Annotated in this window: 17 protein-coding genes; 15 read left to right on the forward strand and 2 right to left on the reverse strand. The window is 70.2% G+C overall.

Features of this window, described 5'->3' with window-relative positions; genetic code table 11:
* Positions 1-45 precede the first annotated feature (45 nt).
* Positions 46-603 (forward strand): hypothetical protein, encoded by a 558-nt coding sequence (locus AC5WRL_RS01320; RefSeq protein ID WP_496086342.1) that lies wholly within the window; start codon positions 46-48, stop codon positions 601-603.
* Between the two features lie 60 nt (positions 604-663).
* Here AC5WRL_RS01320 and AC5WRL_RS01325 read toward each other — a convergent pair whose 3' ends face one another.
* On the reverse strand, positions 664-993 hold the full coding sequence (locus AC5WRL_RS01325) for a ferredoxin (RefSeq protein ID WP_496086343.1): 330 nt from the start codon (positions 991-993) through the stop codon (positions 664-666).
* A 242-nt stretch (positions 994-1,235) separates the two neighbouring features.
* On the opposite strand from AC5WRL_RS01325, the gene arc reads away from it, so the two are divergent.
* The 5 genes from arc (at position 1,236) to prcA (ending at position 6,694) form a co-directional block, all read left to right on the forward strand.
* A complete protein-coding gene (arc, locus tag AC5WRL_RS01330; protein WP_496086344.1) occupies positions 1,236-3,008 on the forward strand; it encodes a proteasome ATPase in 1,773 nt (590 codons plus the stop codon).
* Positions 3,009-3,080: 72 nt separating this feature from the next.
* Positions 3,081-4,592 carry a depupylase/deamidase Dop gene (gene dop / locus AC5WRL_RS01335; RefSeq protein WP_496086345.1) on the forward strand — a complete coding sequence of 504 codons (1,512 nt, stop codon included), beginning with the start codon at positions 3,081-3,083 and terminating at the stop codon, positions 4,590-4,592.
* Positions 4,593-4,715: 123 nt separating this feature from the next.
* On the forward strand, positions 4,716-4,928 hold the full coding sequence (locus AC5WRL_RS01340; protein ID WP_019434989.1) for a ubiquitin-like protein Pup: 213 nt from the start codon (positions 4,716-4,718) through the stop codon (positions 4,926-4,928).
* A 146-nt stretch (positions 4,929-5,074) separates the two neighbouring features.
* Positions 5,075-5,920 (forward strand): proteasome subunit beta, encoded by an 846-nt coding sequence (gene prcB / locus AC5WRL_RS01345; protein ID WP_496086346.1) that lies wholly within the window; start codon positions 5,075-5,077, stop codon positions 5,918-5,920.
* Between the two features lie 33 nt (positions 5,921-5,953).
* A complete protein-coding gene (gene prcA / locus AC5WRL_RS01350; protein WP_496086347.1) occupies positions 5,954-6,694 on the forward strand; it encodes a proteasome subunit alpha in 741 nt (246 codons plus the stop codon).
* A gap of 199 nt (positions 6,695-6,893) precedes the next feature.
* Here the strand turns inward: prcA and AC5WRL_RS01355 are convergent, their stop codons facing one another.
* Positions 6,894-7,928, reverse strand: a complete 1,035-nt coding sequence (locus tag AC5WRL_RS01355) for a LacI family DNA-binding transcriptional regulator (protein WP_496086348.1) — start codon at positions 7,926-7,928, stop codon at positions 6,894-6,896.
* Positions 7,929-7,992: 64 nt separating this feature from the next.
* On the opposite strand from AC5WRL_RS01355, the gene AC5WRL_RS01360 reads away from it, so the two are divergent.
* The 9 genes from AC5WRL_RS01360 (at position 7,993) to tatC (ending at position 15,818) form a co-directional block, all read left to right on the forward strand.
* Positions 7,993-9,255, forward strand: a complete 1,263-nt coding sequence (locus AC5WRL_RS01360) for an MFS transporter (protein ID WP_496086349.1) — start codon at positions 7,993-7,995, stop codon at positions 9,253-9,255.
* Between the two features lie 9 nt (positions 9,256-9,264).
* Complete coding sequence (pafA, locus tag AC5WRL_RS01365; protein WP_496086350.1) at positions 9,265-10,626, forward strand: Pup--protein ligase; 1,362 nt, start codon at positions 9,265-9,267, stop codon at positions 10,624-10,626.
* Between the two features lie 81 nt (positions 10,627-10,707).
* Positions 10,708-11,697 (forward strand): FKBP-type peptidyl-prolyl cis-trans isomerase, encoded by a 990-nt coding sequence (locus AC5WRL_RS01370; RefSeq protein ID WP_496086351.1) that lies wholly within the window; start codon positions 10,708-10,710, stop codon positions 11,695-11,697.
* 53 nt (positions 11,698-11,750) lie between these two features.
* Positions 11,751-12,122 carry an FKBP-type peptidyl-prolyl cis-trans isomerase gene (locus AC5WRL_RS01375; RefSeq protein WP_496086352.1) on the forward strand — a complete coding sequence of 124 codons (372 nt, stop codon included), beginning with the start codon at positions 11,751-11,753 and terminating at the stop codon, positions 12,120-12,122.
* A 97-nt stretch (positions 12,123-12,219) separates the two neighbouring features.
* On the forward strand, positions 12,220-13,173 hold the full coding sequence (locus tag AC5WRL_RS01380) for a helix-turn-helix transcriptional regulator (RefSeq protein WP_496086353.1): 954 nt from the start codon (positions 12,220-12,222) through the stop codon (positions 13,171-13,173).
* Between the two features lie 17 nt (positions 13,174-13,190).
* Positions 13,191-14,159, forward strand: a complete 969-nt coding sequence (locus tag AC5WRL_RS01385; protein WP_496086354.1) for a helix-turn-helix transcriptional regulator — start codon at positions 13,191-13,193, stop codon at positions 14,157-14,159.
* Between the two features lie 43 nt (positions 14,160-14,202).
* On the forward strand, positions 14,203-14,397 hold the full coding sequence (locus tag AC5WRL_RS01390; RefSeq protein WP_496086355.1) for a hypothetical protein: 195 nt from the start codon (positions 14,203-14,205) through the stop codon (positions 14,395-14,397).
* Positions 14,398-14,535: 138 nt separating this feature from the next.
* Entirely contained in the window at positions 14,536-14,838 is a 303-nt protein-coding gene (tatA, locus tag AC5WRL_RS01395) for a Sec-independent protein translocase subunit TatA (RefSeq protein WP_496086356.1), read from the forward strand.
* Positions 14,839-14,912: 74 nt separating this feature from the next.
* Complete coding sequence (gene tatC / locus AC5WRL_RS01400; RefSeq protein ID WP_496086357.1) at positions 14,913-15,818, forward strand: twin-arginine translocase subunit TatC; 906 nt, start codon at positions 14,913-14,915, stop codon at positions 15,816-15,818.
* Positions 15,819-15,869: the final 51 nt, after the last annotated feature.

Below are 15,869 nucleotides of genomic sequence, written 5' to 3' on the forward strand. Positions count from 1 at the left end.
CGGCATCGAGTTGTTTCTCCGCCTCTCGCCCCAGGAGTCTTCCGCGTGCAGTCCCCGGCAGGCGCAGCACCTCTGTCCCCCAGTGGCCGCCCCGTGCACTGGCTCACCACCGCCGTGGCACTGGCCGCCCTCACCGCGGCAGCGGCCTGGCTCGGCCCCGACGGCGCCGCCGCCGAGCCGCCCGGCACCCCGGGAGAGGGCCCGGACCCCACCGCCGCCGACTATCCGGTGGACTGCGGCCCGTACGGCGTCACCGTCACCGACCACACCGCCGCCGACCTGGACGGCGACGGCATCGCGGAGACCATCGCCGCCGTGCACTGCGACGCCGGCGCCGGCACCCCGCCGCACGGCCTGTACGTCCTCACCGCCCCGGCCAGGGGCGAGAGCGCCCCCCGGGTGGCGCTGACCCTGGTGGACCCGGCCGAGGGCATGACCCTGGAGAACCTGGCCGTGACCGGCGGCACCGTGTCGGTGCGGCTGCTCGGCTACTCCTCGCCCGATGTCCCTCGGTACGCCCCCGACCAGCGCCGCGATGTCTCCTGGGAGTGGACGGACGGCACCCTGGCGCTGCGCGCCGCGCCACCGCCCGGCAGTTACTGACCCGCCGTTCCGCCGGGCGCGGGAGTACGCTCGGCGGTGACCGATGACCGACGACGCGACCTACTGGGCGTTCGTGGCGTCCACGACGGCGTCCGGGCCGTACACCTCGGCCTTGTCCGCCGTCCGGCGCACATGGATGCACTCACCCGGACAGTCCTTGGCCGACTCGATCACATCCCGCAGCAGGGGCAGCGGCACCGGCGCCGTGGCACCGGGAGCGGTGAGCAGCTCGGCCTCCTGGCCGGCGGGCGCCGGAGGCTTCACATACGCGAGGCCGTCGATGTCCAGCTCGAACACTTCCGGGGCGTACTGCGCGCAGATTCCATCGCCCGTGCACAGATCCTGGTCGATCCAGACTTCCAGGTCTCCGGATTCATTCCGCGCGGTCATGTGGCCTGCCGATTCTTGAGAGTGTGAAACAAAGAGAGCCATCCCTGCCGGGTGTTGACCGCTTACGACCATACAACCGTCGGCTTTCCACTCGCCCGGGGTGGGTATTCCCTGGCATGAGGGAGTGCGCAAGGGTGAAGATCGGATCCACCTCGACCGTCTTTGTGATCTAGGGGTTTCGAACCGCACCGGTCCAGGTAGGGTCTGGAAGCGTCCAGCTCCCTTTGGAGGAGGTGAGGACCGTGGCATCCCACGATGACGACAGCAACCGCGGCATCCGGCCCGGTCGGGCATCCGACGACCCGTCCCGGCAGCTTGCCGATCTTGAGCAGGAGATCACCGTCCTGCGCCGAAAGCTGGCCGACTCTCCGCGACACACTCGTGTCCTTGAGGAGCGGATCGTCGAGCTACAGACCAATCTGGCCGGCGTGTCCGCGCAGAACGAGCGGCTCGCCACTACCCTCCGCGAGGCCCGTGACCAGATCGTCGCCCTCAAGGAAGAGGTCGACCGGCTGGCACAGCCCCCGGCCGGTTTCGGCGTCTTCCTGCACGCGAACGAGGACGACACCGCCGACATCTTCACCGGGGGCCGCAAGCTCCGGGTGAATGTCAGCCCCAATATCGAACTGGACAAGCTGCGGCGTGGCCAGGAGGTCATGCTCAACGAGGCGCTCAACGTGGTCGCGGCCATGGAGTTCGAGAGCGTCGGCGAGATCGTCACCCTCAAGGAGGTCCTGGAGGACGGCGAGCGCGCCCTGGTCGTCGGGCACACCGACGAGGAGCGCGTGGTCCGGCTGGCCGAGCCCCTGCTCGCCTCCGGCATCGTGCTGCGCTCCGGGGACGCCCTGCTGCTGGAGCCCCGCTCCGGCTACGTGTTCGAGGTCGTGCCCAAGAGTGAGGTCGAGGAGCTCATCCTCGAAGAGGTCCCGGACATCGACTACAACAAGATCGGCGGTCTGGGCGGCCAGATCGAGCTGATCAGGGACGCGGTGGAGCTGCCGTATCTGCACCCGGACCTCTTCCGGGAGCACGAGCTGCGGCCCCCCAAGGGCGTCCTGCTGTACGGCCCGCCCGGCTGCGGCAAGACGCTGATCGCCAAGGCGGTGGCCAACTCACTGGCCAAGAAGGTCGCCGAGGTCACCGGCAAGCCCGCGGGGAAGAGCTTCTTCCTCAACATCAAGGGCCCCGAGCTGCTCAACAAGTACGTCGGCGAGACCGAGCGGCACATCCGGCTGGTCTTCCAGCGGGCCCGTGAGAAGGCCAGCGAGGGCGCGCCCGTCATCGTCTTCTTCGACGAGATGGACTCCCTCTTCCGCACCCGTGGCTCCGGGGTCAGCTCGGACGTGGAGAACACCATCGTCCCCCAGCTGCTCTCCGAGATCGACGGTGTGGAGGGCCTGGAGAACGTCATCGTGATCGGCGCCTCCAACCGCGAGGACATGATCGACCCGGCCATCCTGCGCCCCGGCCGGCTCGATGTGAAGATCAAGATCGAGCGTCCGGACGCCGAGGCCGCCCAGGACATCTTCTCCAAGTACCTCACCCCCCGGCTGCCGCTGCACCCGGAGGACCTGGAGGAGCACCACGGCAACGCCGAGGCAGCCGTCGCCGGCATGATCCAGACCGTCGTCGAGCAGATGTACGCGGAGACCGAGGAGAACCGCTTCCTGGAGGTCACCTACGCCAATGGTGACAAGGAAGTGCTCTACTTCAAGGACTTCAACTCCGGCGCCATGATCCAGAACATCGTGGACCGGGCCAAGAAGATGGCCATCAAGGCCTTCCTGGACCAGAATCAGAAGGGTCTGCGGGTCTCCCATCTCCTCGCCGCCTGCGTGGACGAGTTCAAGGAGAACGAGGACCTGCCCAACACCACCAACCCCGACGACTGGGCCCGGATCTCCGGCAAGAAGGGCGAGCGGATCGTCTTCATCCGCACCCTGGTCACCGGAAAGAAGGGCGCCGACACCGGCCGTTCCATCGACACGGTGGCGAACACGGGTCAATACCTGTAGTAGCGAAGCGTCCGGCTGCGGGGCATGCGACGGCATGAACCGCAGCCGGACGCTTCTCCCAAGGAGGGCCGCATGACTGTACGGCGAGTGATGGGCATCGAAACGGAGTACGGCGTCTCCGTCCCCGGCCACCCGAACGCCAACGCCATGCTCAGCTCCTCCCAGGTCGTGAACGCCTACGCGGCGGCCATGCACCGGGCCCGGCGGGCACGCTGGGACTTCGAGGAGGAGAATCCGCTGCGCGACGCCCGCGGATTCGATCTGGCACGCGACAACGCCGACGCCAGCCAGCTCACGGACGAGGACATCGGCCTGGCCAATGTCATCCTCACCAATGGCGCGCGACTCTACGTCGACCACGCCCATCCGGAGTACAGCGCCCCCGAGACCACCAGCCCACTGGACGCCCTGCTGTGGGACAAGGCGGGCGAGCGGATCATGGCCGAGGCCGCCCGGCGGGCCGCCGAGGTGCCCGGCTCCCAGCCCATCCAGCTCTACAAGAACAACACCGACAACAAGGGCGCCTCCTACGGCACCCACGAGAACTACCTGATGAAGCGGGAGACGCCGTTCTCCGACATCGTGCGCCATCTGACGCCGTTCTTCGTCTCCCGGCAGGTGGTGTGCGGCGCCGGCCGGGTCGGGATCGGGCAGGACGGCAGCGAGCACGGCTTCCAGCTCAGTCAGCGCGCCGACTACTTCGAGGTCGAGGTGGGTCTTGAGACCACCCTCAAGCGGCCCATCATCAACACCCGCGACGAGCCGCACGCGGACGCCGAGAAGTACCGGCGGCTGCATGTGATCATCGGCGACGCCAATCTGGCCGAGATCTCCACCTATCTGAAGCTGGGCACCACCGCGCTGGTGCTGTCCATGATCGAGGACGGCTTCATCGCGGTCGATCTCGCCGTGGACCAGCCGGTACGCACCCTGCACCGGGTCAGCCACGACCCCTCGCTGCGCAAGCTGATCACCCTGCGCAGCGGGCGCAAGCTCACCGCCGTACAGCTCCAGATGGAGTACTACGAGCTGGCCCGCAAATACGTGGAGGAGCGGTGGGGAGTGGACGCCGATCCGCAGACCACGGATGTGCTCAGCCGCTGGGAGGACGTGCTCGGCAAGCTGGAGACCGACCCGATGAGCCTGGCGGGGCAGCTGGACTGGGTGGCCAAGCGGGAGCTGATGGAGGGCTACCGGCGCCGTGACTCGCTGGGCTGGGACGCGGCCCGGCTGCATCTGGTGGATCTCCAGTACGCGGACGTCCGTCCCGACAAGGGGCTCTACAACCGGCTGGCGGCCCGTGGCCGGATCACCAGGCTGCTGGACGAGGAGGATGTGCTGCGCGCCCAGGGCAGCCCGCCCGAGGACACCCGCGCGTACTTCCGCGGGCGCTGTCTCGAACAGTACGCCGACGATGTGGCGGCTGCCTCCTGGGACTCGGTGATCTTCGATCTGCCGGGCCGGGATTCCTTGCAGCGGGTGCCCACCATGGACCCGCTGCGGGGTACCCGTGAGCATGTGAAGGACCTGCTGGACGCCAGTGCCAGCGCACAGGACCTGCTCCGGGCGCTGTCCGGGGGCTGATTTCCTCCGGATCCGGGAATCATGCGGAGGACCCCCGGACGTTGTAGCAATGAAGGAGCCGATGTCAGCACCGGCTAGTAGGGTCTGATCTTGTTACGTCGAAGCTGAGCAGGGGTGAGGGAGATGGCGACCAAAGACACCGGCGGCGGCCAGCAGAAGGCGTCGCGTACCAGCGAGGAAACCGAGGAAACGACCGCGGAGGTCTCCGAGGAGCTCAAGGAGCGCCAGGAGGAGCTGACCGACGACGTGGACTCCGTTCTGGACGAGATCGACGAGGTCCTGGAATCGAACGCCGAGGACTTCGTCCGCTCCTTCGTCCAGAAGGGCGGCCAGTAATCCACCCCCGGGTGGCGCGCGAACGAGTACGGCAGTTCGCGCGCCACCCGATGTGGATCATGACCAGGTGCCGGGTAGGGTCCCTGGCGTACTCCGCGCCGGCGCCGTGCGCCGCCGGACCGTTTCCATGACCTGGAAGGACTTCTGTGGTAGGCAACTCCCATGACCAGGGGCGACTTCCGGCAGCCTTCCTGAGGCCCGGGTCCTCCTCCTTCTTCGACTTTCTGACCGACATCGCGCCGGAGCAGCTGCCGGGCAACCGGCTGCTGCCGCCGGTCGAGGGCCCCGTCCAGATCCCACACGGCACGACGATCGTCGCCGCCACCTTCGCGGGCGGGGTGGTGCTCGCCGGTGACCGGCGGGCCACCATGGGCAACCAGATCGCTCAGCGGGACACCGAGAAGGTCTTCCCGGCCGACGAGTTCTCCGCCGTGGGCATCGCCGGCAGCCTGGGCTTCGCCATCGAGATGGTGAAGCTCTTCCAGCTGGAGCTGGAGCACTTCGAGAAGGTCGAGGGGCAGGTGCTCTCCCTGGAGGGCAAGGCCAACCGGCTGTCCGCCATGATCCGCGGCAATCTGGGCATGGCCATGCAGGGGCTGGCCGTGGTGCCGCTGTTCGCCGGGTACGACCTGGAGCGGGAGAAGGGCCGGATCTTCTCCTACGACGTGACCGGCGGGCGCTCCGAGGAACTGGGCTTCGCCACCGTGGGCTCCGGCTCGGTCTTCGCGCGCGGCTCGCTCAAGAAGCTGCACCGCGAGGATCTGACGGAGCAGCAGACCGTCACCGCCGTGGTGCAGTCGCTCTACGACGCGGCCGACGACGACTCGGCCACCGGCGGTCCCGATCTGACCCGGCGGATCTACCCCATCGTTACGGTGATCACCGAGGAAGGGTTCCGCCGGCTCACCGAGGCGGAGATCTCCGAGATCGCCCGGACGGTGCACGAGGGCCGTCTTCAGCTGCCCAACGGGCCGCAGGCCCCGGTTCTGTAGATTTCCCAAGGATCAGGAAGGGACGAATAGCCGGTGTCGACGCCGTTCTATGTCTCACCCCAGCAGGTCATGGCGGACCGCGCGGAGTACGCCCGCAAGGGCGTGGCACGCGGGCGCGCCCTGGTCGTACTCCAGTACGCCGACGGCATCGTGTTCGTCGCCGAGAACCCCTCGCGGGCGCTGCACAAGGTCAGCGAGATCTATGACCGGATCGCCTTCGCCGCCACGGGCAAGTACAACGAGTACGAGAATCTGCGCATCGGCGGCACCCGGTACGCGGACCTGCGCGGCTACACGTACGACCGCGAGGATGTGACCGCCCAGGGTCTCGCCAACCTCTACGCCCAGACGCTGGGCACGATCTTCTCCAGCGCCGCGGAGAAGCCCTACGAGGTGGAACTGCTGGTCGCCGAGGTCGGCGAGAGCGGCGCGGAGGACGAGATCTACCGGCTGCCGCACGACGGCTCCATCATCGACGAGCACGGCTCGGTGGCGGTGGGCGGCAACTCGGAGCAGATCGGCAGCTATCTGAAGCAGCGTCACCGGGACGACATGCCGCTGGGCGAGGCGCTGCGGCTGGCGGTCGCGGCGCTCGGCCGGGACGGCAACGGCGGCGAGGCGCGCGAACTGACCGCCGATCAGCTGGAGGTCGCGGTGCTGGACCGCACGAGGCCGCAGCAGCGGAAGTTCAAGCGCGTCCTGGGCCGCCAGCTGGCCCGGCTGCTGGACGAATCCGCCCCAGGGCCGGACAGCAGCGGCCCGGAGGACGACTGATCCGCCGGTCCGGCCGGGCCGCTGTCCGGGGACACACGGTGTCCCCGGACAGCGGCCCGACGGCGTGACGGCACACTCCGAGCGACGCGGCGAGGGAACGCACCCACCCCAGCCGACCGCCCCCGTTCCATCAGTGGGGCCCGGTTCGGCGCCGGCCACCGGGCAGCTGGCGGTGGGAGCTGCCCGGAAGCAGTGGTGGTCAGCGGAGTGGGGGCGGGGCCGTCGATGCCCGGGGGACCAGGGTCACCGGGAGGATGGTGCTGGGGGTGGGGTTTCCTCGCAGGGCTGACACCAGGGTGCGCATGCCCTCCTCGCCCATGGTGGCGGCCGGGAGGCGGACCGTGGTCAGTTCCGGGTCGACCGCCGTGGCCAGCTGGGTGTCGTCGAAGCCGGTCACCGACACGTCGTCCGGCACCCGCAGTCCAAGCCGCCGGGCGGCCTTGCAGGCACCCACTGCCAGCACATCGTCGTCACACACCAGCGCCGTGGGGCGGGGAACCGTGCTCAGGGCACGTTCGGCGGCGGCCAGGCCGCCCGGTACCGACAGCGGGGCCCGCTCGGTACGGACCGGCGCGGCCCCCGGTACCCGCGCCGTCTCGCGGGCCAGCACGCGCGCCCGCTCCCGGAAGGTCCAGGAGTCCACGTCCGCGGCGAGGTGGGCCAGCCGCCGGTGACCCAGGCCCAGCACATGGGCAGCGATCTGCCGCATGCCGTCGGCGATGTCCGGGTTCACGGTGGCGGCGGCCCCCGGGTCGCTGGGCTCGCTGTCCAGCATCACCAGCGGCAGCCCGCCCTCGCTCAGCGCCCGCAGCGCCGGCACCGCCATCGAGGAGGCCAGCACCCCGTCCAGCGTGGCGCTGGAGTGCGCGAAGGGATCGGGCGCGGGGCCGACGCCCTCGGGGGAGGGGTACAGCAGCACCCCGAAGCTGTGCTCGGCGGCGACCCGGGCCGCGCCCGCGTACATCTTGGAGAAGAACTCGCCGGACAGCGCGGGAACCACCACCAGGGCCGTTCTGGTGCGGCCCAGCCGCAGGCTGCGGGCGGCCAGATTGGGGCGGTAGCCCAGCTCGCGGGCGGCGGCCCGCACCGTCTCGGCGCGCGCGGGGGAGACCCGCCCCTGCCAGCGGTCCCGCAGCACCAAGGAGACGGTGGCCTGGGAGACACCGGCCCGCTCGGCGACATCGCGGCTGGTGGGGCGGGCGGGGACACCTCCCGGCCGGGCGCTGCTGTTCACAGTCCGCCATGGTACGTACAATCAGCGCGACGTTATACGTAATACTGAAGCTGCGGGAGCCCTGATGGCATCGGGATACCTGGATCTGCTGCGCGCACCGCACGTGGTGCGGCTGCTGGGCAGCACACTGCTCGGCCGGCTGCCGAACGGCGTCGCAGCGCTGGCCGTGGTGCTCTTCGTACGCGCCGAGGGCGGCGGCTACGGCCTGGCCGGCGCCCTCGCGGCCGGATACGGGGTGGCCACCGCCATCGGCCAGCCGCTGCTCGGCCGGCTGGTGGATCTGTACGGGCAGCCGCGAATCCTGCTGCCCGCCGCGCTGGTGTCGACCACCGCCATGGGAGCGCTGGCCTTCACCGGCGTCGACAACCCGGCCCCGGCCACCGCACTCATGCTGCTGGCCGGGCTCACCACCCCGCCGCTGGAGGGCGCGCTGCGGGCGCTGTGGCCGAGCGTGCTGGGCCGCGACGAGCGGGTGCACCGGGCGTACGCGCTGGAGGCGGTGGCCCAGGAACTCATGTTCGCCGGTGGTCCCTTGATCGTGATGCTGTGCGTGGCCCGGTGGTCGGAGGCCGCCGCGCTGGTGATCATCAACGCGGTCGGGCTGCTGGGCGCCCTGTCGGTGGCGCTCTCCGGGCCCTCCCGGCGCTGGCGCAGCGCGCCGAGGCAGGCGCACTGGCTGGGCGCGCTGCGCTCCAGGGGGCTGCTGGCGCTGCTGGGCGGCTTCTTCTTCATCGGCATGGCGCTGGGGGCAGCCGCGGTCGCCGCCGTGGCGTACGCGGACGGGCACGGCGATGAGCTGATCGCCACCTATCTGCACTCCGCGCTGGGCGCCGGCGCGCTGGTGGGCGGTCTGCTGTACGGGGCGCGGCAGTGGCCCAGGGAGCCGGAGCGGCGGCTGCGGCTGCTGGTAGCGGCCTTGGCCGTGGGCTATCTTCCGCTCGCCCTGGCCCCGTCGGACGTGGCCGTGATGACCTTGCTCTCCGGGCTCTCCGGGATCTTTCTGGCACCCTCGCTGGCCTGCGCCTTCGTGGTCATCGACCGGCACGCGCCGATGGGCACCGTCACCGAGGCGTTCTCCTGGCTGGTGACCACCTTCGGGGTGGGCGCGGCGATGGGCAGCGGGGCGGTGGGCCCGCTCATCGAGTGGGGCCAGGAGAGGGCCGGGTACGCGCTGTGCGGGATCGGCGGGCTGCTCGCCGTGCTGGTGCTGACCCTCACCCGGGGTGTGCTGACCGCGCCGCGCCCGGTGTCGGTGGCGGTGGCCGGGTCGGAAAATGATCGAAACGCCGCCCCCGAACCCCGTTTCAGAACTGAGGATCGGGCGTAATGTTCAGACATGGATCGCCGAATCTTCGGGCTGGAGAACGAGTACGGCGTCACCTGCACGTTCCGGGGACAGCGGCGGCTGTCTCCGGACGAAGTGGCGCGGTACCTCTTCCGCCGAGTCGTGTCCTGGGGCCGCAGCAGCAATGTCTTTCTGCGCAACGGCGCCCGGCTGTATCTGGATGTCGGTTCACACCCCGAATACGCGACACCGGAGTGTGACAACGTCACCGAACTCATCACCCACGACAAGGCGGGTGAGCGCATTCTGGAAGGGCTCCTCGTCGACGCCGAGCGCCGGCTGCACGAAGAGGGGATCGCCGGCGATGTCTATCTCTTCAAGAACAACACCGACTCCGCCGGGAATTCGTACGGCTGTCACGAGAACTACCTCGTGGCCCGGCACGGGGAGTTCTCCCGGCTGGCGGATGTCCTCATTCCGTTCCTCGTCACCCGGCAGCTGATCTGCGGGGCCGGAAAGGTGCTCCAGACGCCGCGCGGTGCGGTGTTCTGCGTCAGTCAGCGGGCCGAGCACATCTGGGAAGGGGTCTCCTCCGCGACCACCAGGTCCCGGCCGATCATCAACACCCGCGACGAGCCGCACGCCGATGCCGAGCGCTACCGCCGGCTGCACGTCATCGTCGGCGACTCCAACATGTCCGAAACCACCATGCTGCTCAAGGTCGGGGCCACCGATCTGGTGCTGCGGATGATCGAGGCGGGGACGGTGATGCGGGATCTCACCCTGGAGAACCCGATCCGCGCCATCCGCGAGGTCAGCCACGACACCACCGGGCAGCGCAAGGTACGGCTGGCCACCGGGCGGGAGGCGTCCGCCCTGGAGGTGCAGCAGGAGTACTACGAGAAGGCGCTCGACTTCTGCGAGCGGCGCGGCATGCGCACCGGCACCACCGAGCAGGTCCTGGAGCTGTGGGGCCGCACCCTGGAAGCGATCCGCGCCCAGGAACTCGACAAGATCAACACCGAGATCGACTGGGTGATGAAGTACCAGCTGATCGAGCGGTACCGGGCCAAGCACAACCTCACCATGTCCCATCCTCGGGTGGCGCAGATAGACCTCGCCTACCACGACATCCACCGCCGCCGGGGCCTTTACTACCTGCTGGAACGCAAGGGGCAGGCCCAGCGGATCTGCAACGATCTGAAAATCTTCCAGGGCAAGTCCGTGCCGCCCCAGACCACCAGGGCCCGGCTGCGCGGCGACTTCATCCGGCGGGCCCAGGAGCAGCGCCGGGATTTCACGGTCGACTGGGTGCATCTGAAGCTGAACGATCAGGCGCAGCGCACGGTGCTGTGCAAGGATCCGTTCCGCTCCGTCGATGAGCGAGTGGAGAAGCTCATCGCCGGAATGTGATCCGGGAATGGCGGGACGGAGGCCGTAGGCTGGTCGGGACCAGCGGGTCCCCTCCCGTCCGTCCCTAGCTGAGTTGGACTGATGATCCCCACGAAACGAGCGCGCCGGATCGTTGCGGCGCTGGCAGTCCCGGCCATTTTGCTGACCGCCGCCGCTTGCGGCTCCGAGGACGGCTCACCGTCGTCCTCGGGGCCGCTCGCCACTGTCTCGGGCAAGGCGGGCGAGCAGCCCGTGATCGAACTCGACGAGGACGCCGGGGTCAGCAAGACCTCGGTAGAGGTGCTCACCGAGGGCGACGGGGCGCAGGTCAAGCAGGGTGACATGCTCGGCATGGATGTCATCGGGCGGACCCCGGGCGGGGAGAGCGACCTGGTCAACACCTGGATGACCCAGGACGGCCAGCCCACCACCTCCGAGGACCCCGACGCGCCGCCGCGCCCGCAGCTGGTGAGTCAGGCCGGCGTGGAGTCGGCGCTGCCCGAGGCCATCACCGCGCCGCTGGTCGGCGTCCCGGTGGGCAGCCGGGTCAAGGTCGAGGGCACCGCCGGCGATCTGCTGGGCGACACCGCCGGCGCGGTGGGCCTGGACAAGGAGCAGGGCATGGTGTGGGTCTTCGACATCAATGTCGCCATCGACCCGACCAGCAGCGCGGTCGGCGAGCAGGCACCGGTCGAGGAGGGCCTGCCCGAGGTCGTGGCCGAGGGCCAGAAGTCGGCCACCATCACCATCCCGGACGGTGACCCGCCCGCCGAACTGCGCCAGCAGACGCTGATCGAGGGCGACGGCGCCGAGGTGCTCGCCGGGCACACCCTGTTCGTGCAGTACACCGGGGTGAACTGGGCGGACGGCAAGAAGTTCGACTCCTCGTGGGACCGCGAGGGCGGTGCCTCCTTCCAGATCGGCGCCGGCCAGGTGATCTCCGGCTGGGACGAGACGCTGGTGGGCAAGCACGTCGGGGACCGGGTGCTGATGGTGCTGCCGCCGGACAAGGCGTACGGCGAGTCCGGCAACGCCAGCATCCCCGCCAACTCCACGCTGGTGTTCGTGGTGGACATCATCGGGGTGGCCTGACCCCGTAGGCTTTCGTACGCACCATCGACATGATCGTTCCTAGGAGTGAATTCGTGAGCATCGACAAGCCCGAGGTCGATTTCCCGGGCGGCGAGCCGCCCGCCGATCTGGAGATCAAGGACCTCTGGGAAGGCGACGGCCCCGTCGCCGAGGCCGGCGCCGACGTCGCCGTCCACTATGTCGGCGTCTCCTTCAGCAGCGGCGAGGAGTTCGACGCCAGCTGGAACCGCGGCACCCCGCTGACCTTCCGGCTCGGTGCCGGCCAGGTCATCCCCGGCTGGGACCGCGGCGTGCAGGGCATGAAGGTCGGCGGCCGTCGCCAGCTGATCATCCCGCCGCATCTCGCCTACGGGGACCGGGGCGCCGGCGGCAAGATCGGCCCGGGCGAGACGCTGATCTTCGTCTGCGACCTGGTCTCGGTCTGATCCCGGCAAGCGGTACCGTGGGCCCATCCCCCTGGGGGGATGGGCCCATCGCTGTATGTGGTGGGCGGGGTACGGACGAGGAAGGGGCGGGCCGTCGATGGCGATCGCCAAGGCCGAGCGGCTGATGAACCTGGCGCTGTGCCTGCTCGGCACCGGCCGACCGCTGACCAAGCGGGAGCTGCGTACGTCCATCGAGGCCTATATCGAGGCCGGCACCGAGGACGCGTTCAGCCGCATGTTCGAGCGGGACAAGGATGACCTGCGGGAACTGGGCATGGTCATCGACACCGTGGAGTCACTGGACGGCGAGATCGGCTATCTCGCCCGCCGGGACCGCAACCGGCTGCCGCCGCTCACCCTGGACGCCGAGGAGGCCGCCGCCCTGGGCCTGGCCGCCAAGGTGTGGCAGCAGGCCCGGCTGGCCGGCGCCGCCAGCGGCGCGCTCCAGAAGCTGCGCGCCGCCGGCATGCCGCTGGCCGGGGCCGAGCAGGAGACGTTCAGCGCGCTGGAGCCCCGCATCCCGGCCGGGGAGGCCGCATTCGAGCCCCTCATGATCGCCTGCCGGGACCGCCGCCCGGTCACCTTCGCCTACCACAAGTCCAATGCCGCTCAGCCCGAGCAGCGGCAGGTCGAGCCCTGGGCGCTGGAGTGCTGGCGCGGCCACTGGTATCTGGCCGGCTTCGACCGCGACCGGGGCGCCGAGCGGGTCTTCCGGCTCTCCCGGATCAGCGGCCGGGTGCGCTCGCGCGGCGGCGCCTTCACCGCCGAGGTGCCCGGCGTGGTGGCGGTGCGGGAATCGGTGGCCGAATGGGCCGGGGAGAGTGCCACCGGGCAGGCCAGGATCCGGCTGCGGGCCGGCGCCGGCTATCCGCTGCGGGCCCGCGCCACCTGGACCGGGGAGCGACAGGACGGCTGGGACGACCTGGAGATCCCGTACGGCCACGGCCTGGGCGCCTGGCTGGTGGAGTTCGGCCCCGATGTGATCGTGCTGGAGCCCGCGGAACTGCGGGCCGACGTGGTGGACCGGCTGCGCGCCGTCGCCAAGGGATGAGGGGGGACGCCCACACCATGGCGACCAATGCCATCGACCGGACCCGCCGGATGCTGTCCCTGGTCACCTATCTGCGCGAGCGCCCCGGCGCCCGGGTGGACGAGGTGGCGCGCGCCTTCGGCATCTCGCAGGACGAGCTGATCTCCGACCTCAGTGTGCTGCCGATGTGCGGCACCAGCTTCCGGGGCGGCGACCTGCTGGACATCGACACCGACGGCGAGCACATCTGGTGGTACAACGCGGAGGCCACCGGCTCCTCGGCCGGCGAGCCGCTGCGGCTGGCCGCCGACGAGGCCACCGCGCTGCTGGTCGCCGCCCGGGCGGTGGCCACCCTGCCGGGACTGCGCGAGGGTGACCGGGCCGCGCTGCTGCGCGCCACCGCCAAGCTGGAGACGGCCGCCGGGGAGAGCGCCGGCGCCTCCTCACGGCTCTCGGTCACCTTCGAGTCCGAGGGCGAGGTCTTCGCACTGGCCGACCGGGCGCTCACCGAGCGCCGCCGGCTGCGCATCCGCTACTACTCGCCGGGCCGCGACGAGCTGACCGACCGGGAGATCGACCCGGTACGGCTCTTCGCGGTCGGCCACACCTACCTGGAGGCATGGTGCCGGCGCAGCGAGGCCCGGCGGACCTTCCGGCTCGACCGGGTGGCCGGCGTCGAACTGCTGGACACCCCGGCCGACCCGCCGCCGGTGGAGCCACGGGATCTGAGCGAGGGCCTGGTGCAGCCGGCCGCCTCCGACCCCGAGGTGATCATCGAGGTGGGCCCCGGCGGGCGCTGGGTCGCCGAGTACTACCCGCACGACACCGCCGAGGAGCTGCCGGACGGCGGGCTGCGGATCACGCTGCGCACCCCTGATCCGGCCACGCTGCGCCGGCTGGCGCTGCGGCTGGGCCGGGACGGCCGGATCGTGGCCCCCACCGAGCTGGCCGACAGCGCGCGGGAGGCCGCCCGCGCCGCGCTGGCCGCGTACGAGGCCCTGGACTGAGCCGGGGGCCGGTCATCCGGCGTGGTGGCGTAGGCTCCGCACCATGTTCTGGGCGATGTTCCACCTCACCCTGGCCGCCACCGGAGTCCTGGTGCTCGGCGTCCTGGCCGTGCGGGTCGGGGTCGAGGCCGCGCGATTCGGGCGGGCGGTGGGGGAGGGCTCCGAGCGGATCAGCCGTGCGGCCGAGGAACTGGAACGCTCGGCCGGGCGGCTCGTCCAGGACACGGCCCGCCGTTAGGGCTACGCCCGGGCATTGCCTTGTGTTCACTCTTGAGCGTTACTATGACTCAGCTCGTGCGGGACGTTCACCTGACTCCCCGTCCGGCACGGCTGGAAAATTCACCCGCCTTCCCGGATGAGAGACTGGACGAAAATCATGGGCCAGATCAGTCTTTGGCAGATCCTTCTCGTCGCGGCCATCGTCGTGCTCGTCTTCGGGTCGAAGCGGCTGCCGGACACCGCCCGCGCGGTCGGCAAGTCGCTGCGGATCCTCAAGAGCGAGACCGCCGCACTGCGCACCGACGGCAACGAGAACGCACAGAGCGGCTCCGCCGGTGACACCGCCCACAGCAGCTCCGAGCCGCAGCCGCAGCCGGCGCCCCGTACCATCCAGGCCGCCCCCGGCGACGTCAGCAGCGCCCGACCGGTGGACGAGCCCCGGAACACCAGCCAGGGCTGACCATCGCGCCGCACCAGCACTGACAGCCGGTGGCCGGAGCGGTTCCGGCCGCCCCGAATGATGAGGACGCAGCGGTGCCCAAGGCCGCCCGCAAGAAGGTGAAGGACCCGGAGGGGCGGATGCCCCTCACGGAGCATCTGCGTGAGCTGCGCAACCGGCTCGCGATCTCGGTGCTCGCGATCGTGGTGATCACGATCGTGGCGCTGTTCTTCGCCAAGAGCATCATGAACTTCATCACCGACCCGCTGCCGCAGTGCCTGGTCGATCGTTCCGAGGGCTCCGACGGCACCGGCAGCCGGTGCGCCACCTTGATGCAGAGCGGACTCACCTCGCCGTTCGCCACCTACGTCAAGATCTCCCTGATGGTCGGCTTCGTGCTGGCCTCCCCGGTGTGGCTGTACCAGGCGTGGGGCTTCATGGCACCGGGGCTGCACAAGAACGAGAAGAAGTACACCCGCGCCGTGGTCGCGGTGGGTGTGCCGCTCTTCCTGTTCGGCGCCTACTTCGCCTACTGGCTGCTGCCCCGCGCGATCCCGGTGCTGCTGAGCTTCTCCGCCGACGGCGCGGAGAATCTGGTCTCCGTCGACGACATCCTCGACATCACCGTGCGGATGGCGGTGGCCTTCGGCTTCGCCTTCGAGCTGCCGCTGGTCCTGGTGATGCTCAACCTCGGCGGCGTGGTCAGCGGCAAGCGGATGCTGAGCTGGTGGCGCGGCATGGTGGTGGGCATCGCGATCTTCGCCGCCGCCATCACCCCCACCGACCTGATGTCGATGATCGCGCTCCAGGTGCCCGTGACCGGCCTGTACTTCCTGGCCACCGGGATCTCGCTGCTCAACGACTGGCGCCGGCGCCGCAATGACCCCGAGTCCGAGCTGAGCGACGACGAGGCATCCGACCTGGACCTCACCCCGTCCAGCATCGACGGCCCGGGGGACGTGCCGCCGGCCGGCCGTAACAGCTACGACGACGCCACCTGACGCCCCGCGCTCACCCGCTGCCCCCGGCACCCCACGGTGCCGGGGGCAGCG

The organism is Streptomyces sp. NTD107 (assembly GCF_059510435.1).